This is a genomic window from Streptomyces sp. RLA123 (assembly GCF_056270165.1).
In genome coordinates, this window is sequence record NZ_JBWDOR010000003.1 from 6,400,007 (window position 1) to 6,421,025 (window position 21,019).

A 21,019-nucleotide genomic window follows, 5' to 3' on the forward strand; every position below is an offset into this window, starting at 1 on the left:
GGGGTTGCGTCTTCGATGCGGGCGTACGTGAATCTGCCGATGCGCATTGTGTGGGGCCGGTGGGTTTGTCAAGATCGTGGCGGGTCGACAGCACGGGGTGAGGCGCGGCGAATCATGGCAGGGTGAAAGTTCGTGTACTGCTCTTGTGTCGGAGGCAGAAGGGCGGTATGGAGTTCCGGCGTCGTTCGAGGTTCTTGGCCCCAGCACTTCGCCGACCGCTGCGGCAGTTCGGCCGTCAGGCCGAGTGATTTCTTTTTTCGGAATTCATCATTCCTTCCGTGCGCTGCCGCAATCCCTTCCCGGCGCCCCTGTCCGCCTGGTCATGCCCCTTCCAGGTCAACCGTGAGCCGGTTCGGGGATCCGGTCGTCCGTGCGCCGAGGTGGCAGGGCGGTTAATTTAAAGCTCAACTACAGGTGTACGGTCTTACAAGGCGATGTGCCCTCCGGCCGCACTCCGGCCGCGGTGGTCCGCCCGCCGCGGAAGACCCCCGGGTCAACCGGGAATCGTTCGCACGCCCCCGCGGTTGATGCGAGCGCAGAAAGAAGATGATCACAGTGAACGAAGCAGCAACCGCGACTGCGGAACCGTTGCGGCGCCTGGCCGCCGCGGGTGTCTCGATCTGGCTGGACGACCTCTCGCGCGGCCGGCTCACCTCCGGCGGTCTCGCCGGACTCGTCGCATCGGAGCGGGTGGTGGGCGTCACCACGAACCCCTCCATCTTCCAGGCCGCCATCGGCTCGGGAGAGGACTACCGGGAGCAGCTCGCCGAACTGGCCGAGCGCGGGGTCACCCGCGACGAAGCCGTCCGCATGATGACCGCCGCCGATGTCCGTGACGCGGCCGATGTGCTGCGTCCGGTGTACGACGCGACGGGCGGGCAGGACGGCCGGGTGTCGATCGAGGTCGACCCGCGGCTCGCCCACAACACCGTGGCGACGATCGCCGAGGCCAAGCAGCTGGCCTGGCTGGTGGACCGCCCGAACACCCTGATCAAGATCCCGGCGACCAAGGCGGGCCTGCCGGCCATCGCCGAGGTGATCGGCAAGGGCATCAGCGTCAACGTCACGCTGATCTTCTCGCTGGACCGCTACCGCCAGGTCATGGACGCCTACCTGACCGGACTGGAGACGGCCAAGGCCGCGGGCCTGGACCTGTCCCTGATCCGCTCCGTGGCGTCCTTCTTCGTCTCCCGCGTGGACAGCGAGATCGACAAGCGCCTGGAGAAGATCGGCACCGACGAGGCCAAGGGCCTCAAGGGCAAGGCCGCCATCGCCAACGCCCGGCTGGCCTACCAGGCGTACGAGGAGGTCTTCTCCTCCGACCGCTGGAAGGCCCTGGAGCACGACGGCGCCCACAAGCAGCGCCCCCTGTGGGCCTCCACCGGCGTCAAGGACCCCGCCTACCCGGACACCATGTACGTGACCGAGCTGGTCGCCCCCGGCGTCGTCAACACCATGCCGGAAGCCACGCTCGAGGCCACCGCCGACCACGGCCGCGTCGAGGGCGACACCGTCACGGGCCGCTACGACGGCGCCCGCGCCGACCTCGCGGCGGTCGGGCGGCTGGGGATCTCCTACGACGAGGTCGTGAAGCTGCTGGAGGACGAGGGCGTGGCGAAGTTCGAGGCCGCCTGGGACGACCTGCTGACGGCGATCGGTACCGCACTGAACCAAGGAGTCGACGCGGAATGAGCAAGGCCGAGACCGCACCCGAAGTACCGTGGACCAACCCCCTGCGAGCCCCCGGCGACCGCCGGCTGCCCCGCATCGCGGGACCGTCCGGTCTGGTGATCTTCGGTGTGACCGGTGACCTGTCCCGCAAGAAGCTGATGCCCGCCGTGTACGACCTGGCCAACCGGGGGCTGCTGCCGCCGGGCTTCTCGCTCCTCGGCTTCGCCCGCCGCGAGTGGGAGGACCAGGACTTCGCCCAGGTCGTGCACGACTCCGTGCGCGAGCACGCCCGTACTCCCTTCCGCGAGGAGGTCTGGCAGCACCTCGCGGAAGGCATGCGCTTCATCCCGGGGGACTTCGACGACGACGTCGCGTTCAAGCAGCTGCGCGCCACCGTCGACGAACTGGACGCCTCGCGCGGGACGAGCGGCAACTACGCCTTCTACCTCTCCGTCCCGCCGAAGTTCTTCCCCACGGTCGTACGGCAGTTGAAGAAGCACGGGCTCACCGATGCCCCCGAGGGCTCGTGGCGCCGTGCGGTCATCGAGAAGCCGTTCGGCCGCGACCTGGACAGCGCCCAGCAGCTCAACGGGCTCGTCCACGAGGTGTTCGCGCCGGAGCAGGTGTTCCGGATCGACCACTACCTGGGCAAGGAGACGGTCCAGAACATCCTGGCGCTGCGCTTCGCCAACACGATGTTCGAGCCCGTGTGGAACCGCAGTTACGTCGACCACGTGCAGATCACCATGGCCGAGGACATCGGCATCGGCGGACGCGCGGGCTACTACGACGGGATCGGCGCCGCCCGCGACGTCATCCAGAACCACCTGCTCCAGCTGATGGCGCTGACCGCCATGGAGGAGCCCGCCTCCTTCGACGCCGAGTCGCTCCTCACGGAGAAGCTGAAGGTCCTGCGGGCGGTCAAGCTCCCCGCCGACCTGGGCGGGCACACCGTGCGCGGCCAGTACGCGCACGGCTGGCAGGGCGGCGAGGAGGTGCCCGGCTACCTGGAGGAGACCGGCATCGACCCCGCGTCCACCACGGACACCTACGCCGCGATCAAGCTGGAGGTCGACAACCGCCGCTGGGCGGGCGTCCCCTTCTACCTCCGGGCCGGCAAGCGGCTCGGCCGCCGGGTCACGGAGATCGCGGTGGTCTTCCAGCGCGCGCCGCACTCGCCGTTCGACCCGAAGGCGACACAGGAACTCGGCCAGAACGCGATCGTCATCCGGGTCCAGCCGGACGAGGGCGTGACCGTGCGCTTCGGCTCCAAGGTGCCCGGCACCTCGATGGAGATCCGGGACGTGACGATGGACTTCGCCTACGGGGAGTCCTTCACCGAGTCCAGCCCCGAGGCCTACGAACGCCTCATCCTCGACGTGCTGCTCGGCGACGCGAACCTCTTCCCGCGGCACCAGGAGGTCGAGGAGTCCTGGAGGATCCTCGACCCGGTCGAGCGGTACTGGGACCGGCACGGCAGGCCCGCGCAGTACACGGCGGGCAGCTGGGGCCCCGCGGAAGCCGACAAGATGCTCGCACGAGACGGACGGAGCTGGCGCAGGCCATGAGGATCGACCTGACCGACACCACGGCAAGCCGCATCAACAAGGCCCTGGTACGGGCCCGCCGCGCCATCGGATCCCCCGCGGTGGGCGTGGTCCTGACCATGGTCATCGTGACCGACGAGGAGAACGCGCACGACTCCCTGAAGGCGGCCGAGCAGGCCTCGCAGGAGCACCCCTCCCGCGTTCTCGTCGTCGTCAGGCGACCGGACCGCGCCCCCCACCGGCGCACCGCCTCCCGCATCGACGCGGAGGTCCGCGTCGGCTCGGACGCCGGTTCCGGCGAGGCGGTGCTGCTCAGGCTGTACGGGGAGGTGTCCGAGCACGCCGACTCCGTGGTCCTGCCGCTGCTGCTGCCGGACGCACCCGTCGTCGTCTGGTGGCCCGTGGACGCGCCCGACGCCCCGGCGAAGGACCCGCTGGGCGCGCTGGCACAGCGCAGGATCACCGACGCGTACGCCGTCGAGCGGCCGCTGGAGGAGCTGGCGGCGCGAGCCGCGTCGTACGCGCCCGGCGACACCGATCTCGCCTGGACGCGGCTGACCCCGTGGCGCTCGATGCTCGCCGCCGCACTCGACCAGGCCCGTGCCCGGGTCACCTCGGCGGTCATCGAGAGCGAGGCCGACAACCCCAGCGCCGAACTGCTGGCCGGCTGGTTCGCCGACCGCCTGCGCGTGCCGGTCGAGCGGGTCGTCACCGCCGGGCCCGTCGTCACCGCGGTCCGGCTGCGCACCGAGCACGGCGACATCCTCGTCGACCGTCCGGAGGGCGCCGTGGCCGGCCTGTCCATCCCCGGGCAGCCCACGCGCGTCCTGGCACTGAAGGTCCGCACCACGGCGGAACTCATCGCGGAGGAACTCCGCCGCCTCGACCCCGACGAGGCGTACGCCGCGGCGCTCCGGGCCGAGGCCACGGCACCCCCCGCGGCCGGGGCTCCCAAGAGCCGGCCGTCCCACGAACAGCGAAGGAACGCGTGACATGCAACTCGGTCTCATCGGTCTCGGCAAGATGGGCGGGAACATGCGCACCCGCATCCGCCAGGCCGGACACACGGTCATCGGCTACGACCGCAACCCGGACCTCGCCGACGTCCACAGCCTGCGCGAACTCGTGGACAAGCTCGAGGCCCCTCGGGTGGTCTGGGTGATGGTGCCGGCCGGTGCAGCGACCCAGTCCACCATCGACGAACTGGGCGAGCTGCTCTCCCCCGGGGACGTCGTCGTCGACGGCGGCAACTCCCGCTGGACGGACGACGAGAAGCACGCCGAGGAGCTCGCGGCCAAGGGCATCGGCTTCGTCGACTGCGGTGTCTCCGGCGGCGTATGGGGCCTGCAGAACGGCTACGCGCTGATGTACGGCGGCGACGCCGAGCACGTCGAGAAGGTCCAGCCGGTCTTCAACGCCCTCAAGCCGGTGGGCGACTTCGGCTCCGTGCACGCGGGCAAGGTCGGCGCGGGCCACTTCGCGAAGATGGTCCACAACGGCATCGAGTACGCCATGATGCAGGCCTACGCCGAGGGCTGGGAGCTGCTGGAGAAGGTCGACTCCGTCACCGATGTGCGCGAGGTCTTCCGCTCCTGGCAGGAGGGCACGGTCATCCGTTCCTGGCTGCTGGACCTGGCCGTCAACGCCCTCGACGACGACGAGCACCTGGAAAAGCTCAAGGGCTTCGCGGAGGACTCCGGCGAGGGCCGCTGGACCGTCGAGGCGGCCATCGACAACGCCGTGCCGCTGCCCGCGATCACCGCGTCGCTCTTCGCCCGCTTCGCCTCGCGCCAGGACGACTCCCCGCAGATGAAGATGATCGCCGCACTGCGCAACCAGTTCGGCGGCCACGCCGTCGAGACCGCGGACGACGGCAAGTAACCCACGGTCGGAGTTTGTGGCGGCGCCGGTCGTTCGGCCGGCGCCGCCGGCAATCCACTCACGCCGGAGAGCACACCACCCCTTACGACGGCCGAAAGTGGATGAACGCTCATGGGCGACCTGCTCCTGCTCGGCCACGGCGAGACCGAGTGGTCCCTGTTGCGGCAGCACACCAGCCGTACCGGCCTCCCGCTCACGGCCCACGGTGAGGAGGAGGCCGCTCGCGTCGCCCCCCTGCTCGCCGCGCACGACATCGGCCTCGTGCACACGGCGGGAGCCGGCCGGGGCGAAACGCCCGTGCGCGATCCTGTAGGCCCTGATCAGCGCGATGACCGGCGTGTCCCGCTGGGCCGGCCGCCTTGCGTACTCCTGGGCCGCCGCGGGTTCCCCGACGGTGTCGGGCGGCATGTCGTTCCCGAAGACGTCCAGCAAAGGTCGCGACGTTCTCGGAGACGCATGCGTGCAGCAGCCTCAGGACGGTGCTGTCGCCTCCGAGGTGCGGTATCCCGGAGACCACGTGCTCCCGGATGTCGCAGCTGACGTCCACAAGATGCGGCCTCATGTTCGCCGCCGTCGGGGCGAGTTGCTTCGCGGCCTCGGCAGTTCCCGGCCATGTCCATGAGATTCCGCCGTCGTCGCCCTAGCGCCTGCCCGCCTCGGCCGGCGGGGCGATCTCCTGTTTGAGGATCTTGCCGGTGGGCCCCTTCGGCAGCGAGTCCACCATCCAGATCCTGCGCGGGTACTTGTACGCGGCGACCTGGCCCTTGACGTACTCACGCAGCTCTTCTGCCGTGGCGTGGGCTCCGGTCGCGAGGACGACCGCCGCGCCGACCTCCTCACCGAGATCGGGGTCGGGTATGCCGACGACCGCCGCTTCGGCGACGGCGGGATGCCGGTACAGCACGGCCTCGATCTCCCGCGGGTACACGTTGTTCCCGCCGCGAATGATCATGTCCTTCTTCCGCCCGACGATCCAGAAGTACCCGTCCTCGTCGGCACGGCCGAGGTCGCCGGTGTGGAACCGGCCGTCCCGGATGGCGGCCGCGGTCTCGTCGGGGCGCCTCCAGTACCCCTTCATCACGTTGTGACCGCTGATCACGATCTCGCCGGTCTCCCCGCGCGGCACGTCCCGGCCGCTGTCGTCGACCACCTGCATCCGGACGCCCGGGACCGGGGTGCCGACCGAACCGGGCTTGCGTTTGCCCTGGAGGGTGTTGAACGCGGCGACGGGCGATGTCTCCGACAGCCCGTAGCCCTCGAGCACCACACAGCCGAACGCGGCCTCGAAATCGCGGAGCACCTGGCCCGGCATCGACGCGCCGCCGGAGACGCACAACCGCAGCCGGGAGACGTCGTAGGCGTCCCTGCCGGGCGGCTGCAACAGCCTGCGGAATATCGTCGGTACTCCGGCCAGGACGGTCACCCCGTGCTCGGCGAGAACGGCCAGAGCCGTTTCCGCGCGGAAGTGCTCGAGCAGCGTGAGGCACGCGCCGGAGGCGATCGCGGCATTGAGTGTGCAGGTCTGCCCGAACGCGTGGAACAGCGGCAGGCCGCCGAAGACCACGTCGTCGGGGGCGAGCGAGATCAGACCGGCGGCCACGTCACGGTTGCGGATGAGGTTGGCGTGGGTCAGTTCGGCCCCTTTCGGGTGCCCGGTCGTGCCCGAGGTGTAGAGCACCACCGCGGTGTCGTCCGCGTGCCGGTCGGTCATGTCCCCGGCGGGCGAGCCGGACGCGAGCAGCCCGTCGAACTCGCCGGGACCCACCACGACCACCTCGGCCCCCGCCCGCTGCGCACCGGCCCGCGCCTCGTCGGCGAAGGCGTGCCAGGCGAACAGCAGCCGGGCACCCGAGTCGCCCAGGTAGTACCCGACCTCCAGCGACTTGAGCAGGGGGTTCATCGGTACGACGATGCCGCCGGCCCGGAGTGCGCCGAAGTAGGCGAGGGCGAATTCCGGGGTGTTGGGCAGCATGATCGCCACGCGGTCGCCCGGCGCGACGCCCCGGTCGCGAAGCAGCCGGGCGATGCCGGCGCTGCCCTGGTCGAGGGCGCGGTACGAGACGGTGCCGGGGCCCAGGCGCAGCGCCGTACGGTCCGGGTGCGCGCGGGCGGTGTCCACCAGTTCAGAAGCGAGGTTCATGCCGGAACCGCCCTCCAGCGTCCTGCCGCTGTGCCGGCAGCGTCGGCCGGCGGACCCGTTGGACCACCGACGCCGCGTACCGCCGTGAGCGCAGTGTCGACGCCGCCTGGCGCCACTCTCCCCATCGACGCTACGCCCCGGGCCACGCCACCGCACTGTGCGCCCGCGGGACGGCGCGGGACGGCGCGGGACGGCGTGGGGCGGCCCGGGCGCCCTGGCCGCCCCACGCCGGGGGAGTCAGCCCGCCGGAGGCAGGTCCACCAGCGCGGCCAGGGCGGCGCGGTGGCGGCCGGGCGTGCCCAGCGCGATCTCGTCGGCCTTGGCGCGCTTCAGGTAGAGGTGGGCGGGGTGCTCCCACGTCATGCCGATGCCGCCGTGCAGCTGGATGCACTCCTCGGCGGCGCGCACCGCCACGGGCGCGCAGAACGCCTGCGCCACGGCGACCGCGACGGACGCCTCCCGGTGGCCGCGTGCGAGCGCGTCGGCGGCGTTCCGGGCGGCGGCACGGGCCTGCACGAGTTCGAGCCACAGGTCCGCGAGACGGTGCTTGAGCGCCTGGAACGAGCCGACCACGCGGCCGAACTGGTGCCGCTCCCTGAGGTACCGCACGGTCTCGTCCAGGCACCACTGGGCCAGGCCCAGTTGTTCCGACGCCAGCAGGCCCGCCCCGGTGAGCAGGGCGGCGCGCAGTGCCGCCGCGGCGCTCCCGGGACCGGCCAGGCGGTGGCCCGCCGCCCCCGTCAACGTGATGTCGGCGATGGGCCGGGTCAGGTCGAGCGGCACGGGCACGGAGACCTCGACCCCCGCGGCGTCCGTCCGCACCTCGTACAGCTCCGGGCCTTCGGGGCCGAGCGCCGGCACGATCAGGACCCCGGCGCCGGAACCGTCCGCCACGCTGGTCACCGTGCCGGTCAGGACTCCGTCCGCGTCGGCGCGCACCGCCGCGGGGAAGGCGGCGTCGGGCGCGGTGGACAGGGGCACCGCGAGCGCCGCCACCTCCGTGCCCCCGGCGAGCCGGGCCGCCACCTCGTCCGCTTCCTCCGTGCCCGAGGCGAGCAGGGCGGACGTGGCCAGCACGGCACTGCCCAGGAACGGAACCGGCGCGACGAAGCCGCCCAGTTCCTCCAGTACCACCGCGGCCTCCCGCGCCGAGGCACCCTGGCCGCCCAGCTTCTCGGGGACCAGCAGCCCCGCGAGCCCCACCTCCTGCGCGAGCGTGCGCCACAGCGCCGCGTCGTGGGGCGCACCGGTGCCGACATGGGCCAGCACATCCGCGGGAGCACACCGGTCGGTGAGCAGCCCGCGCACCGCGGAGCGCAGATCGTCCTCGACGTCGGAGTACAGCAGATCGGAACTCATCGCGGCAGGTCCTTCCACGGAACGTCCTTGTCCGTACGGGGCTCGGAGGGCAGGCCCATGACCCGCTCGGAGATGATGTTGCGCAGGATCTCGGACGTGCCGCCCTCGATCGAGTTGCCCTTGGCCCGCAGGTAGCGGTAGCCGGCGTCGCGACCGTAGAAGTCGACGACCTCCGGGCGGGTCATCGTCCAGTCGCCGTACCGCAGTCCGTCCTCGCCCAGCAGCTCGACCTCCAGGCCGCTGACGCGCTGGTTGAGCGTCGCGAACGCCAGCTTCATGCCCGATCCCTCGGGGCCGGGCGCGCCCACCGCGAGCTGCTGGCGCAGCCGTTCGCCGGTGAGGCGGGTGACCTCGGCGTCCACCCAGAGCCGCAGCAGGCGGTCGTGCAGGTCCGGCGTGCGCAGCTCCGGCCGCTCCCGCCAGGTGGTAGCGACCGTGCCGATCATGCCGCCCTCGCGGGGCAGCGCCATGCCGCCGATCGCGACCCGCTCGTTCATCAGCGTCGTCTGCGCCACCCGCCAGCCGTCGCCGACGGCCCCGAGCCGGTGCGCGTCCGGGATGCGGACATCGGTGAGGAAGACCTCGTTGAACTCCGCCTCGCCCGTGATCTGGCGCAGCGGCCGCACCTCGACCCCGGGGTCGGTCATGTCGCACACGAAGTACGTGATGCCCTGGTGCTTCGGGAGGTCCGGGTCCGTGCGGGCGATCAGGATCGCCCAGCGCGCGTTGTGGGCGTTGGACGTCCACACCTTCTGGCCGGTCACGATCCAGTCGTCGCCGTCGCGTACCGCCCTGGTGCGCAGGCTTGCGAGGTCCGACCCGGCGCCCGGTTCGCTGAACAGCTGGCACCAGACCTCCTCGCCGGTCCACAGGGGGCGCAGGAAGCGGGACTTCTGCTCCTCGGTGCCGTAACGGAGGACGGTCGGGGCCGCCATGCCCAGGCCGATGCCGATGCGCCGCGGTTCGTTGTCCGGCACCCCGGCGGCCGACAGTTCCGCGTCCACCGCGCCCTGCAGGGCGCGGGGCGCGCCGAGCCCGCCGAGGCCCTCCGGGTAGTGCACCCACGCCAGCCCGGCGTCGAACCGGGCCCGCAGGAAGTCCAGGCGGCCGGTCGCCGCGGGATCGTACGAGGCGAGCAGCGCGCGCACGCGTTCGCGCAGCTCCTCCGGGGTGAGCGTCATGCGGTGCGTCCCTCCGCGATTGCGGGTCACTAAGCAAGCGCTTGGAAAGTAACCCATCGGGCCCCCGTGCGTCACCCCCTCCGAGGGCGGTTCCCCGTCTTTTCCCCGCCCGCTTCGTCATGCGCCTGATCCCCGGTGGGTGGTGTGAGCGGCACCGTGCTCGGGCAGCCGTTGACGCCGCACCGTGCAAGGGCGTAGCCGTCACTGGCGACATGCACCCCCACCGGCCGTCAGGGCGCGGATCGGCCCGGAGGGGGTGTGGCGGGGTGCGCCCGGAAGCGACGAGCGGCGACCGCGTGGTCGATGCCGATTGATGTGGGGGTAAACCGCGAGCGCTGAGGACGTACCCCGGCGCGGCACCGACCCCGATGCGCACGCAGCGCAAGGCGGTCACTTACCGCGCCGGGCCGGGGGCATCCCCGGCCTCCGGCCGGGCGGGGGAAAAACCCGGTACAGCGAAGCGCAGCGCTACGCGTGGGGGTAGGCCGCAACGCCCGAAACGGGTTGCAGGCCCCGCGAGGGCCCCTGACAGCCCTGGGCGGCCGCGATGCCGAGGGCGACCAGCAGTGTGACGGTCACGAAGACGACGAGCCGCTGCCGTAGCAGCCGGCGGTCGGCGCCGGCGGGGCGGCGCTTGGCGGGCGTACGGGGGGCCGGGGTGCGGCCGGAAGGGGTTCTGGCGGGGGTTCTGGCGGGGGTTCTGGTGGGGGTGCGGGCCGGGGTACGGGCCGGGGTACGCGGGGAGGGGGAGGGCGTGCCCGGCGCCGTGCGCCGCTCCGTCTGCTGGTCGGCGTACGCCTGCGCGCGCGGGCCCGTGGGCCGCTCGGGGCGCGGGCCGGCCGCCTTGGGCACGATGTCCCGCCGGGCCGGGCCGTGCCCGCGCGCCTCGCGGGCGGCGATCTCGGCGAGCCGCTCGGAGAGTTGCACCGTGCTGGGCCGCGCTTCCGGATCCTTCGTCAGGCAGGCGTACACCAGGGGGGCGAGCGAGTCGGGGACGCCCGCGAGGTCCGGTTCCTCGTGCACGACGCGGTAGAGCATGACCTCGGAACTGCCCTGCCCGAAGGGCGAGTCGCCGGTGGCGGCGTAGGCCAGGGTCGCCCCGAAGGCGAAGACGTCCGTCGCGGGTGTGACCGCGGCCCCGCGGACCTGCTCCGGGGCGAGGAAGCCCGGCGAGCCGACCGCCGTGCCGACGTGGGTGAGCGTGCTGGCGCCGGTCGACCAGGCGATGCCGAAGTCGATGATGCGCGGACCCTTGGGCGACAGCAGGATGTTGGAGGGCTTCAGGTCGCGGTGGACGACCCCGGCCTCGTGCACGGCGACCAGGCCCTCGGCCAGGGCCGCGCCGACCGAGGCGACCTCGGCGGCCGGCAGGATCCCGTCGCGGGCGACCTTGTCGTGGAGGGAGGGGCCGGGCACGTACTGGGTGGCGAACCAGGGACGTTCGGCCTCCAGGTCGGCGGCCACCAGCCGCGCCGTGCAGCCGCCGCGGATGCGGCGGGCGGCGGAGACCTCACGGGCGAAGCGGGAGCGGAACTCCTGGTCCTCGGCGAGCTCGGGGCGGATCACCTTGAGCGCGACGCGCTGGCCGCGCTTGTCGGCGCCCAGGTACACCACCCCCATGCCGCCCGCGCCGAGTCTCCGGTGCAGCCGGAACGAGCCGACGACACGCGGGTCCTCGCGCCGGAGCCGCATCATCGTCATGTCGTCCATCCCCGCTGCCTGCCCGGCCAGTCTGACGTCGACAGCTTACGGACTGACCGACCGTCGCGCCGCGAGGCCGCGCCCGCGCCGGACGGGGGATTGTCAGTGCCGGGTGGGATCCTTGAAGAGTGGGGAACGGTCCGGCGAGTTCGGGGCCGGATTTTCTTCATGCCGTCAACATTCCATCGTGCAAGGGAGATTGACGCCATGAAAGGTGATCGTGTGGAGATTGTCGTGGATGCGGGTGACACGACCAGGACGTACGAAGTAGTGGCCACCAGGGCGGGGCGCAGGGTCGAGACGGCAGTGCGCCGCGGGGTGGTGGAAGTGAGCGAAGTCACCCGGTCCGGCTCGGTCGTGCGGACCGCGCGCTTCATGGCGACGCGGGTCCTCGCGCTGGTGGAGCAGCCCATACCCAGGGACGACTCCGAGGAGGGCGACGGGGACTAGACCGCCCCGCCGCGCCGCTCCCCGGGACATCCCCTCGGGGATGTCCCGGGGTCGCCGGCCGCCACCTCCACCCACGGGAGTACGCCATCGGTCGTGGAGTCATCCTGGGGGAGGCCGGAGAAGGGGTACGAAGGCATGACGACCCGCCCCGGCCGCCCGCCTAGTGTTGAGGTCAAGCGGCGGGCGGAGCACTCGTCCCCCGAGGTCAAACGCCCGCCGCCCTGAACATCAACATAAGGATGCACGACCACGGGACCCAGGAGAGGGCCATGGCGAACACGGTGAGCCGCCCGGTACGGCCGGGACGCGGCAGCAGGATCGCCGCCTTCGGCATACGTCCGTCCGGCACCCGGCATCCCCTGGTGGCGGTGGCCATGGCCCTGCCGCTGGCGGTACTGCTCGCGGTGGTCTTCGGGGGCTGGGACGCGGTCGTCACACAAGCGTCGTCCGTAGCCGGTCTGATGGGGCGTTGACAGATCGCTCCGAGGGCCCGGATGAGCGGTCCGGGCCAGCGACAGCCGGTGAAGTAACCCCGTGGGGACGGGGGTCCGGCGGACGGCACGAGTGCCCGGGTACCTGTGGCGGTACCCGGGCATCTTCTTCGGCATTGCCACCACGCGGCGCGCTGTCGCACAGTGGGCCGGTGAGACCAGCAGTGGGGGAGTCGTTGACCAGCAGTGCACCGCCGCTGACGCGCGCCCTGGGGGCGGTCGCGGCAGCGGCCTCGAAGATTCCCGGGCAAGCGCGCCCGCCGGAGCCCGCAGTGCCGGCTGTGCTGGCGGAGCGTGCCGAGTCCACGGTCGTCCGCAGTGGCGGCCTGGTCGCCAAGGCCCACGCGGGCGACACCGACCCCGAGGCGCTTTCCGTACGGCTGCGGGTCGCCGCCCATCCGCTGCTCGACGGCATCCTGCTGCCCCCGGCCGCGCTGCCCGGCGGTGACGGTGCCCTGAGCGCGCCGGTGCACGGCCGCACGGTGACGGTGTGGCCGTACGGCCGCCCCGTCGACCCGGACGAGGCGGACGCCGCTCCCTGGGAGGAGGCGGGCGGGCTGCTCGCCCGGCTGCACTCGGTGCCGGTCGCCGCGCTGCCCGGCCCGCTGCCGCCGATGCGCGGGCCCGCCAAGGCGGCCCGCGGGGTGGCCCGGATGCTGGCGGCGGGTGCGGCGGAACCGGCCGTCCTGGCGGCCTGGCGCGGGCTGCCCGCCTGGGCACGCGACGAGGCGCCGCAGCCGCCGGAGGGTGCCGCGCTGTGCCACGGCGACCTCCACCTGGGCCAACTGGTGCGCCATCCCGCGCCGCTGGGCCCGTGGCGGCTGATCGATGTGGACGACCTCGGGGTCGGCCGGCCCTCCTGGGACTTGGCCCGGCCGGCGATGTGGTTCGCCGCCGGGCTGCTGGACCCCGCCGACTGGGGCCGCTTCCTCGGCGCCTACCGTGCCGCCGGCGGCCCCGCCGTTCCCGCGGACGGTGACCCGTGGCCCTATCTGGACGTGGCAGCAAGGGCGTTGGCGGTGCAGACCGCGGCCGTCGCGGTTGCCAAGGCCGCGCAGGAAGGCCGCGTACTCGACGGAACGGAACAAGCCGTCCTCGATACGTGCCGCCGAATCGCGCAAGTAAAGTTCTGTTCTACGCCGGGGGAGGACCCCCGGCCGGTGCGAGCGAGGAGATGAGCCGACGATGCTCTGTCCCAAGTGTCATGGCCAAATGCAGACGTTCAACCGCAGCGGCGTCCAGATCGAGCAGTGCGTCAACTGCCGGGGGATCTTCCTGGACTACGGGGAGCTCGAGGCGCTGACCCGCGTGGAGTCGCAGTACACCCAGCCCGCCCCGCCGCCGGCCGGCTACCCGCAGGCCTACCCGCAGCAGCACGCCGCTCCGGCCTGGGGCGCGCCGCACCACGGCGGTCATCACGGTGGGCACCACGGCCACCACAAGCAGAGCTGGGCGCACATGCTCTTCTCGTCCTGACACGACAGAGGGCCGGAGCGAACGCTCCGGCCCTCTGAGGTGGTGGACGATACTGGGATTGAACCAGTGACCTCTTCCGTGTCAGGGAAGCGCTCTCCCGCTGAGCTAATCGTCCTCGTGAATCACGGGTACCTCTGATACCGCGTGCGCGATACTGGGATTGAACCAGTGACCTCTTCCGTGTCAGGGAAGCGCTCTCCCGCTGAGCTAATCGCGCGTGAGGGAAGACCCTCGGGAGCCGGAGCCCCAGTGGACGATACTGGGATTGAACCAGTGACCTCTTCCGTGTCAGGGAAGCGCTCTCCCGCTGAGCTAATCGTCCGAAGAGGTGGAGACGGGATTTGAACCCGTGTAGACGGCTTTGCAGGCCGTTGCCTCGCCTCTCGGCCACTCCACCAGCGCGGGGGCGGGAACCCCCACTTCGAGCGGACGACGAGATTCGAACTCGCGACCCTCACCTTGGCAAGGTGATGCTCTACCAACTGAGCCACGTCCGCAGCGTCTCCCCCGGAGCTCGCACCCGGGCGGGACCTCGGCCGGGGCGCTTCCGCGTCCCGGCGACGAGTTGAACTCTAGCGGAAGACCGCTCCGCCTCCAAAACGCGTTTCCGCAGCGTGCCGGGTCGGTGACCAGCGCATCTGGCCCGCCGGTGCCGACTTACACTCGCATTCACCCCTCCGGACCGACCTGGGAAGCCCCGTGCCCGACCTCGCCCCCCTCGCCAGAATCGGCGGCTTTCTCGCCTCCGACCTGCGGGATGTCACCAGCGACCCCGCCGCGCTGGACTCGTCCGGCTTCTGGGCGGTCGTCGCCGGCTTCGAGGGCGGGACGGTCTGCGCGCGCTTCGGCACGGTCGTGCCCGATCCCGGTCGGGTCCCCCGGCGCGCCGCCGCGGGCTGGCGCGGCCCGGCCAGGGACGCCTGGACGTCCTCCCTGGACCGCGCCGCCTACACCGCCGGAGTGCGCCGCGTCCGGGAGTACATCGCGGCCGGCGAGGTCTACCAGGCCAACCTCTGCCGGGTGCTGTCCGCGCCACTGCCCGACCCGGACGCGGACATCGACGCCCTCGGCTCCGCCCTCGCGCACGGCAATCCGGCACCGTACGCGGGCATCATCCGCCTGCCCGGGTACGGCATCGAGGTCGCCACCGCCTCCCCCGAACTGTTCCTGCGCCGCCGCGACGGCATCGTCGAGTCCGGCCCGATCAAGGGCACCGGCCGCACCGAGGACGACCTGCTGCCCAAGGACCACGCCGAGAACGTCATGATCGTCGACCTGGTCCGCAACGACCTCGGCCGGGTCTGCGCCACCGGCACGGTCACGGTCCCGGACCTGTGTGTCGTGGAGAAGCACCCCGGCCTGGTCCATCTGGTCTCCACCGTCCGCGGCGAGCTGCGCGAGGGCGCCGGCTGGGCCGACCTGCTGGCCGCCGCCTTCCCGCCGGGCTCCGTGACCGGCGCCCCCAAGTCCAGCGCCCTGCGCATCATCGAGGAACTGGAGACGGCCCCCCGCGGCCCCTACTGCGGCGGCGTCGGCTGGGTCGACGCCGACCGCCGCACCGGCGAGCTCGCGGTGGGCATCCGCACCTTCTGGATCGACCGCACCGCGCCCGGCGCACCCCTGCTGCGGTTCGGCACCGGCGCCGGCATCACCTGGGGCTCGGACCCCGGGCGTGAGTGGGACGAGACCGAGCTGAAGGCGTCCCGGCTGCTGGAGGTAGCGTCGGGTACGTACGACTGCGACGACGAGGCGGAGTGACACGGTGAGCACGACGATCTGGGTCAACGGCGCACTGCGCGAGGCCGACGAGGCCCTGGTGTCCGTGATGGACCACGGACTGACCGTGGGCGACGGCGTCTTCGAGACGCTCAAGGCGTCGGCCGGCACGGCCTTCGCCATGGACCGGCACCTGCGGCGCCTGGCCCGCTCCGCGGCGGGCATGGGCCTGCCCGAGCCGGACCTCGACGCGGTGCGGCACGCCTGCGAGGCGGTCCTGGCCGCCGACGCGGTGCCGCTGGGCCGGCTGCGGATCACCTACACCGGCGGCACCTCGCCGCTCGGCTCCGAGCGCGGGACCACCGGCCCGACCCTCGTGGTCGCCCTCGGCTCCGCGAACCCGCGCCCGGACAGCACCGCCGTCATCACGGTGCCCTGGACGCGCAACGAGAAGGGCGCGCTGGCCGGACTGAAGACGACGTCCTACGGCGAGAACGTCGTCGCCCTCGCCCGCGCCCACTGCGGCGGCGCCTCGGAGGCCCTGTTCGCCAACACGCAGGGGGCGCTCTGCGAGGGAACGGGCTCCAATGTCTTCGTCGTCGTGGGCGGCAAGCTCCTCACCCCGCCGTTGTCCTCCGGCTGTCTGGCCGGGATCACCCGCGAGCTCGTGGCGGACTGGGCCGGGGCCGAGGAGGCGGACCTGCCGCTGGACGTGCTCGACCAGGCCGACGAGATCTTCCTGACCTCCACCCTGCGCGACGTGCAGGCCGTCCACCGCACCGACGCCCGCGAACTGCCCGGTGCACCGGGTCCGGTGACCGCAAAGGCGATGCGCCTGTTCGCCGAGCGCGCGGCGGAGAACGCCAACCCGTGACGTGCGGGCGCTGACCTAGTAGAACTCCACAGCATGACCACCACGCTGCGACCCGCGGAGCCCGAACCGACGTGGAGCGGCGGCGTCCGCGCCCGCCGTTACCACGTCTGCGTCAACGGCCGCCCCGTGGGGGAGACCACGCTGTGCACGGACGCCCGGTTCGGCCCGGAGACCGGCCGTATCGTCGCCCTGCGGATCGAGCACGGCCAGCAGCGCCGGGGCCGGGGCACGGTCGCCGCCCTCGCCGCCGAGGAGGTGCTGCGGGACTGGGGCTGCCGCCGGGTCGAGGTCACCGTCCGGTCCGGCGGGACGGCCGCGTTCCGGCTGGCCAGGACGCTCGGGTACACGGAGCAGAACCGGAACATGCTCAAGGCGCTCCCGGACGCGCCGCCCGCCCTGCCGGAGGGCAGCGTGCCGCGGCCGATGACCGAGGCGGAGTTCCCGGTGTGGCTGGCCCGGACGCAGGAGGAGTACGTGCGCAGCTGGATGCTGCGCGGAGTTCCCGAGGCGCAGGCCCGCGCGAAGTCCGAGGCCGACCACCGCTCCGCGCTGCCGGAGGGCCTGGCCACCCCGGGTACCGTCCTGCGGATCCTGCGGGCCGGCGGCGAGGATGTGGGCGACCTGTGGGTGGGCCGCCGTGCCACGGACGACGGCGAGCCCTCCGGCTATGTCTTCGAGGTCCATGTGGAGGCCGCCCACCGCGGCCGCGGCCACGGGCGCGCCCTCATGCTCGCCGCAGAGGGCGCCTGCGTCGCCGACGGGCTGCACTGGCTCGGCCTCAACGTCTTCGCCGACAACGATCCCGCGCTGCGGCTGTACGAGTCGCTGGGCTACCGCACCACGCAGGTCCACTTCGCCAAGCCGCTGCTCTGAGAGCCGCGGCGCCCCGGCATCGGCGCTGCTACCGCCCGAGCAGCCGGTCGGCCACCGCCTCGACGCGCTCGCGCAGCCCCTCCTGGCTCTTGCCGCCGTCGAACCGCTCCCCGCCGATGACGTAGGTGGGGGTCCCCGTCACACCGATCGCCTTGCCCTCCGCCTGGTCCGCGTCGACGATCAGCAGGTGGCGGCCGTCGATGAGCGCCGTGTCGAACTCCTCCGCGTCCAGTCCCAGCTCCGCCGCGATGTCCACGAGCAGGGGCTCCCCCCGGCTGCCGAGCTCCTCCGTGCGGGCGAGGACGGCTTCGGCGTACTCCCAGCCGCGGCCCTGCGCGAAGGCCTCCTCGACGGCCTGGGCGGCGGCGTAGGAGTACTTGTGCTTCTCCAGCGGGAAGTGGCGGAGCTGGATCTCCAGGGCGTCGCCGTACGTGGCCCGCAGCGTGCGGAGGTCGGTCAGGGCGGTCGCGCAGTCGGGGCACTGGAGTTCGCACCAGAACTCGAGGAGGGTGGTGCCGGGGGTCGCTTCGTTCATGGGGTCAGTCTCCCACCGGGGGAGGAGGCGCCCCGGAGATCACCCTGACGTTGCCCCCGGACCATGGCCCGGCGGGGCGGCGCGGGTGCACGATGGACGCATAAGTCCCCTTCGGAGGAGCTGCGCATGCTGACCTCGACCGTGTGTGTGGCGCTGTCCGCGGCGGGCCTCGCCATCGCGGTGCTCACCGCGTACCGCCGCAGATTCTCGCGCGCCGTGCGCATAGCCGCTGTCGCGCTGCTGCCCGTCGGGTTCTGGATGACGGGCCTGGCGACCCTGGGCGGCAAGGTGGTCACCGCCGTGGGGGACTGGACGGCCGGCCTGGTCTTCAACCCCTCGGTGTGGGCGGGTTTCGGCGTCCTGGCGCTGGCTGTCGTGCTGTTCGCGGTGGGCCGGATCGCCGGACGGCGCGGGAACGCGCCCGAGCGGCGCGGGACGCCGGCGGCCGCTCCCCGCGCGAGCGCTCCGGCGCTCGGCCCGGCGCGTCGGCCGGATGCGCTGCCGGAGTCGAAGAAGGCCAAGGAGAAGGTCAGAACCGATCCCGACCTGGCCGAATTCGGTGATATCGAGGAGATCCTCAAGCGTCGGGGCATCTGAGCGGCGTGTTGGTCGCCGCGGTCGGCTGAGCTGCGCCATCATCGCGGTGGTGCAAATCCCAACTACCGCCCCTGGGGCGTTAGTTGGCGTGCCCCGGGGCGTACGGTTGTGCGAGTTCGTGCCCCTGCCGAACGTCCCACGACCTTGTAAGGCCATGGAACTCGAAAACGACGAGCCGCGCGGCTGCCTCTTCGCGCTCTCCCAGCCGCCGCTGATGCTCTTCCTGACCGTCATCGGCGGCCTGCTCGGCCTCGGCGGGCTCTACGACCTCTGGCCGTTCTGAGCCGGTACCGCTACCGCCTCGCGGCGCCGGGCACGGTAGGCGGCCACGTGCAGCCGATTGCCGCAGGTACGGCTGTCGCAGTAGCGGCGGGAACGGTTGCGGGACAGGTCCACGAAGGCGCGGCGGCAATCGGGCGCGTCGCAATGGCGCAGCCGCTCGCGCTCGCCGGCGACGAGGAGGAACGCCAGGGCCATGCCGCAGTCCGCGGCCAGGTGGTTCGCCAGCGACGCGCCCGGGGCGAAGTAGTGCACGTGCCAGTCGTAGCCGTCGTGGTCCGTCAGGCGCGGAGTGGTACCCGCCTCGGCGACCAGCGCGTTGACCACCGCGGCCGCCGCGGGCGTACTCGAGGCGGCGAACGTCTGCGCGAAACGGCCGCGTATCCTCCGTACGGCCAGCAGGTCCGCCTCGTCGAGCGTGTTCACGTCGCTGATCTGGTTGCGCTCCACGAAGGCCTGCAGGGCTGTGAGGTCGGGGAGCCCCTCCTGGCCTTCGCTCTCCGCCGTGGTGTTGATCAGGTCCACCACGCAGTCGAGCGCGCACCTGGTGTCATGGTTGATCAGCACGGAATCGCTCTCTCCCTGGCCTCGTGGGGCGCGCGTTCCGGTGACTGTAGCGCGAGAGCCGCCGTCGTGGAGCGGCACGGCTCCGCGGCGGCGGCCTTCGGCGGGTCAGGTCCGCGCCGTACCCCCGAGATGCGTACGGCAGCGGACGATCGGCGGACTCAGCTCTCGGCGAGGATGTGCGAGAGCTCGGTGTCCAGGTCGAAGTGTCGATGCTCGGTACCGGGCGGCACCGCGGCGTCGGTCCGCTTGAGGAACGACTCCAGGGCGCGTGCCGGGGCTTCCAGCAGCGCCTCCCCCTCGGGAGAGCTGAGGGCGATGCACACGACGCCCTGACCGTGACTGCGGGACGGCCAGACCCGGACGTCGCCGGTACCGGTGGGCCGGTGCAGGCCTTCGGCGAGCAGGTCGCGGGCGAAGACCCATTCGACCGTCTCCTCGGCACCGGTGTGGAAAGTGGCGTGCACGGCGTAGGGATCGGCCGTGTCGTACCGCAAGCCCGCGGGCACGGGCAGTGACGATTCGCTCGACACAACGAGGCGCAGGTGCAGCTCGCAGCTGACCGTGGTGTTCATAAGCGCCAGGGCCTTTCGCTCAGTGTGCGCTCGGGGATTCGCACGTCGGCGAAATCGACATGCCACCTGCGGGGACGTTGTAAACCCCTCTGACGGGTTTGTGAGGGTTCCGGTACCTCGTCCGGCCGAGTTCTTTTCCTCCCTGGCGAGCCATTCCGGTGAGGAAGCGAGGTCGGGTAGGTTTGAGGACATGACTGCGGAGAGTGACGAGCGGAGGACGGTCGTGGCCACGGATCCCGCCACCGACGACAACGACGGCACGGGGGACGGAACGCCGGGACCGGGCGGTCCGGAACGCCCGCTGGGCTCCCGGGCGCCGCTCTTCATCCGGCGGTCCCGGGCGCTCCACGTGAGCTGGCAGGTCGGGGTCTTCGTCCTCGGCCTCGCCATCGTCGGCGGCGGCATCGTCCTGCTCCCGCTGCCCGGTCCCGGTTGGGTGATCATCTTCGCCGGTATGGCCGTATGGGCGACCGAGTTCGTCTGGGCCCAGCTCGTGCTGCGCTGGACCAAGCGCAAGGTCACCGAGGCCACGCGGAAGGCGCTCGACCCGGCGGTCCGGCGTCGCAATCTCATGCTCACCACCATCGGCCTGGTGATCGTCGGTGCCCTGCTCGGCTACTACCTGTGGCGCTTCGGCTTCGTCATGCCCTGGAAAGCGGGCATGAGCTGACCCCGGCGGCCTCGTCCGGGCCACCGGCTGACATGCGGTAATGTTGTCCCCGCGACGGGCGATTAGCTCAGCGGGAGAGCACTTCGTTCACACCGAAGGGGTCACTGGTTCGATCCCAGTATCGCCCACCGTCGTCAAGGGCCCGAAGGCGTTCCGCCTCCGGGCCCTCGGCCTTCCCACCCTCCCCCAGCCTTCGGCCGGGGTGCCCCCAGCCCCCCCACCCTCTCCGTGAGTTTTCGCGCCTGATCCCCGGTAGGGGGATGGACGGCTGCCGGGCGCTCGGGTAGCCGTTGGCGCAGCGCAGTCCAGGTGCCCGGGCCGTCACGGGCAACACCCCCCCACCGGCTGTCAGGGCGCAGAGCAGCCCGGAGGGGGTGTGGCGGGGTCCGCCGGCAAGCGAGGAGCGGCGACCGCGGGGTCGATGTTGAACGATGTGGTC

The 21,019-nt window shown here is 72.1% G+C and carries 22 protein-coding genes and 6 tRNA genes; 16 read left to right on the forward strand and 12 right to left on the reverse strand.

What is annotated here, in order from left to right:
* Positions 1–546: 546 nt before the first annotated feature.
* From tal to RV983_RS29255, 5 genes are all read left to right on the forward strand, one after another.
* On the forward strand, positions 547–1,692 hold the full coding sequence (tal, locus tag RV983_RS29235) for a transaldolase (protein ID WP_475988702.1): 1,146 nt from the start codon (positions 547–549) through the stop codon (positions 1,690–1,692).
* Positions 1,689–3,239 carry a glucose-6-phosphate dehydrogenase gene (zwf, locus tag RV983_RS29240; protein ID WP_475988703.1) on the forward strand — a complete coding sequence of 517 codons (1,551 nt, stop codon included), beginning with the start codon at positions 1,689–1,691 and terminating at the stop codon, positions 3,237–3,239. Before tal ends, zwf begins: the two co-directional genes overlap by 4 nt.
* Entirely contained in the window at positions 3,236–4,210 is a 975-nt protein-coding gene (opcA, locus tag RV983_RS29245; RefSeq protein ID WP_475988704.1) for a glucose-6-phosphate dehydrogenase assembly protein OpcA, read from the forward strand. Before zwf ends, opcA begins: the two co-directional genes overlap by 4 nt.
* A gap of 1 nt (position 4,211) precedes the next feature.
* A complete protein-coding gene (gnd, locus tag RV983_RS29250) occupies positions 4,212–5,099 on the forward strand; it encodes a phosphogluconate dehydrogenase (NAD(+)-dependent, decarboxylating) (RefSeq protein ID WP_475988705.1) in 888 nt (295 codons plus the stop codon).
* Between the two features lie 111 nt (positions 5,100–5,210).
* Positions 5,211–5,639, forward strand: a complete 429-nt coding sequence (locus RV983_RS29255) for a histidine phosphatase family protein (protein WP_475988706.1) — start codon at positions 5,211–5,213, stop codon at positions 5,637–5,639.
* A gap of 100 nt (positions 5,640–5,739) precedes the next feature.
* On the opposite strand, the gene RV983_RS29260 is transcribed toward RV983_RS29255, so the two are convergent.
* The 4 genes from RV983_RS29260 to RV983_RS29275 form a co-directional block, all read right to left on the reverse strand.
* Positions 5,740–7,239 (reverse strand): long-chain-fatty-acid--CoA ligase, encoded by a 1,500-nt coding sequence (locus RV983_RS29260; protein ID WP_475988707.1) that lies wholly within the window; start codon positions 7,237–7,239, stop codon positions 5,740–5,742.
* A 237-nt stretch (positions 7,240–7,476) separates the two neighbouring features.
* Positions 7,477–8,598, reverse strand: a complete 1,122-nt coding sequence (locus tag RV983_RS29265) for an acyl-CoA dehydrogenase family protein (RefSeq protein ID WP_475988708.1) — start codon at positions 8,596–8,598, stop codon at positions 7,477–7,479.
* On the reverse strand, positions 8,595–9,779 hold the full coding sequence (locus RV983_RS29270; protein ID WP_475988709.1) for an acyl-CoA dehydrogenase family protein: 1,185 nt from the start codon (positions 9,777–9,779) through the stop codon (positions 8,595–8,597). The genes RV983_RS29265 and RV983_RS29270 overlap by 4 nt, the downstream gene beginning before the upstream one ends.
* Positions 9,780–10,247: 468 nt before the next feature.
* Entirely contained in the window at positions 10,248–11,480 is a 1,233-nt protein-coding gene (locus RV983_RS29275) for a serine/threonine-protein kinase (RefSeq protein WP_475990495.1), read from the reverse strand.
* A gap of 207 nt (positions 11,481–11,687) precedes the next feature.
* On the opposite strand from RV983_RS29275, the gene RV983_RS29280 reads away from it, so the two are divergent.
* From RV983_RS29280 to RV983_RS29295, 4 genes are all read left to right on the forward strand, one after another.
* Positions 11,688–11,930 carry a hypothetical protein gene (locus tag RV983_RS29280; protein WP_475988710.1) on the forward strand — a complete coding sequence of 81 codons (243 nt, stop codon included), beginning with the start codon at positions 11,688–11,690 and terminating at the stop codon, positions 11,928–11,930.
* Positions 11,931–12,199: 269 nt separating this feature from the next.
* Complete coding sequence (locus tag RV983_RS29285; protein WP_360917238.1) at positions 12,200–12,403, forward strand: hypothetical protein; 204 nt, start codon at positions 12,200–12,202, stop codon at positions 12,401–12,403.
* Between the two features lie 194 nt (positions 12,404–12,597).
* Positions 12,598–13,599 carry a phosphotransferase gene (locus RV983_RS29290; protein ID WP_475990496.1) on the forward strand — a complete coding sequence of 334 codons (1,002 nt, stop codon included), beginning with the start codon at positions 12,598–12,600 and terminating at the stop codon, positions 13,597–13,599.
* A 7-nt stretch (positions 13,600–13,606) separates the two neighbouring features.
* Positions 13,607–13,897: a TFIIB-type zinc ribbon-containing protein gene (locus RV983_RS29295; RefSeq protein WP_475988711.1), complete on the forward strand. Its 291-nt coding sequence runs from the start codon at positions 13,607–13,609 to the stop codon at positions 13,895–13,897.
* Positions 13,898–13,937: 40 nt separating this feature from the next.
* On the opposite strand, the gene RV983_RS29300 is transcribed toward RV983_RS29295, so the two are convergent.
* The 5 genes from RV983_RS29300 to RV983_RS29320 all read right to left on the reverse strand — a co-directional run bounded on the left by RV983_RS29300 (position 13,938) and on the right by RV983_RS29320 (position 14,394).
* Positions 13,938–14,012 (reverse strand) — tRNA-Val (locus RV983_RS29300).
* A gap of 30 nt (positions 14,013–14,042) precedes the next feature.
* Positions 14,043–14,114 (reverse strand) — tRNA-Val (locus tag RV983_RS29305).
* 33 nt (positions 14,115–14,147) lie between these two features.
* Positions 14,148–14,219, reverse strand: a tRNA-Val gene (locus RV983_RS29310).
* A gap of 4 nt (positions 14,220–14,223) precedes the next feature.
* A tRNA-Cys gene (locus tag RV983_RS29315) sits at positions 14,224–14,294 on the reverse strand.
* Between the two features lie 27 nt (positions 14,295–14,321).
* Positions 14,322–14,394, reverse strand: a tRNA-Gly gene (locus RV983_RS29320).
* A gap of 202 nt (positions 14,395–14,596) precedes the next feature.
* Between RV983_RS29320 and RV983_RS29325 the strand changes: the two genes are divergently transcribed.
* The 3 genes from RV983_RS29325 (at position 14,597) to RV983_RS29335 (ending at position 17,360) form a co-directional block, all read left to right on the forward strand.
* Positions 14,597–15,655, forward strand: a complete 1,059-nt coding sequence (locus RV983_RS29325) for a chorismate-binding protein (RefSeq protein WP_475988712.1) — start codon at positions 14,597–14,599, stop codon at positions 15,653–15,655.
* A gap of 67 nt (positions 15,656–15,722) precedes the next feature.
* Entirely contained in the window at positions 15,723–16,487 is a 765-nt protein-coding gene (locus RV983_RS29330) for an aminotransferase class IV (RefSeq protein ID WP_475990497.1), read from the forward strand.
* A 33-nt stretch (positions 16,488–16,520) separates the two neighbouring features.
* A complete protein-coding gene (locus RV983_RS29335; RefSeq protein ID WP_475988713.1) occupies positions 16,521–17,360 on the forward strand; it encodes a GNAT family N-acetyltransferase in 840 nt (279 codons plus the stop codon).
* 28 nt (positions 17,361–17,388) lie between these two features.
* Here RV983_RS29335 and RV983_RS29340 read toward each other — a convergent pair whose 3' ends face one another.
* On the reverse strand, positions 17,389–17,895 hold the full coding sequence (locus RV983_RS29340) for a DsbA family protein (RefSeq protein WP_475988714.1): 507 nt from the start codon (positions 17,893–17,895) through the stop codon (positions 17,389–17,391).
* Between the two features lie 126 nt (positions 17,896–18,021).
* Between RV983_RS29340 and RV983_RS29345 the strand changes: the two genes are divergently transcribed.
* Positions 18,022–18,492 (forward strand): hypothetical protein, encoded by a 471-nt coding sequence (locus RV983_RS29345; RefSeq protein WP_475988715.1) that lies wholly within the window; start codon positions 18,022–18,024, stop codon positions 18,490–18,492.
* 154 nt (positions 18,493–18,646) lie between these two features.
* Positions 18,647–18,775 carry a hypothetical protein gene (locus RV983_RS29350; RefSeq protein WP_319665437.1) on the forward strand — a complete coding sequence of 43 codons (129 nt, stop codon included), beginning with the start codon at positions 18,647–18,649 and terminating at the stop codon, positions 18,773–18,775.
* Here RV983_RS29350 and RV983_RS29355 read toward each other — a convergent pair.
* Both RV983_RS29355 and RV983_RS29360 read right to left on the reverse strand, forming a co-directional pair.
* Positions 18,754–19,338 carry a CGNR zinc finger domain-containing protein gene (locus RV983_RS29355; protein ID WP_475988716.1) on the reverse strand — a complete coding sequence of 195 codons (585 nt, stop codon included), beginning with the start codon at positions 19,336–19,338 and terminating at the stop codon, positions 18,754–18,756. The two genes, RV983_RS29350 and RV983_RS29355, sit on opposite strands and share 22 nt — an antisense overlap.
* Before the next feature lie 158 nt (positions 19,339–19,496).
* Positions 19,497–19,910, reverse strand: coding sequence for an SsgA family sporulation/cell division regulator (locus RV983_RS29360; RefSeq protein ID WP_003959770.1), 414 nt, complete (start codon positions 19,908–19,910; stop codon positions 19,497–19,499).
* 190 nt (positions 19,911–20,100) lie between these two features.
* Between RV983_RS29360 and RV983_RS29365 the strand changes: the two genes are divergently transcribed.
* Together RV983_RS29365 and RV983_RS29370 are read left to right on the forward strand one after the other, a co-directional pair.
* Positions 20,101–20,580, forward strand: a complete 480-nt coding sequence (locus tag RV983_RS29365; RefSeq protein WP_475988717.1) for a TIGR02611 family protein — start codon at positions 20,101–20,103, stop codon at positions 20,578–20,580.
* Positions 20,581–20,636: 56 nt separating this feature from the next.
* Positions 20,637–20,708, forward strand: a tRNA-Val gene (locus tag RV983_RS29370).
* The last annotated feature ends 311 nt before the right edge of the window (positions 20,709–21,019 follow it).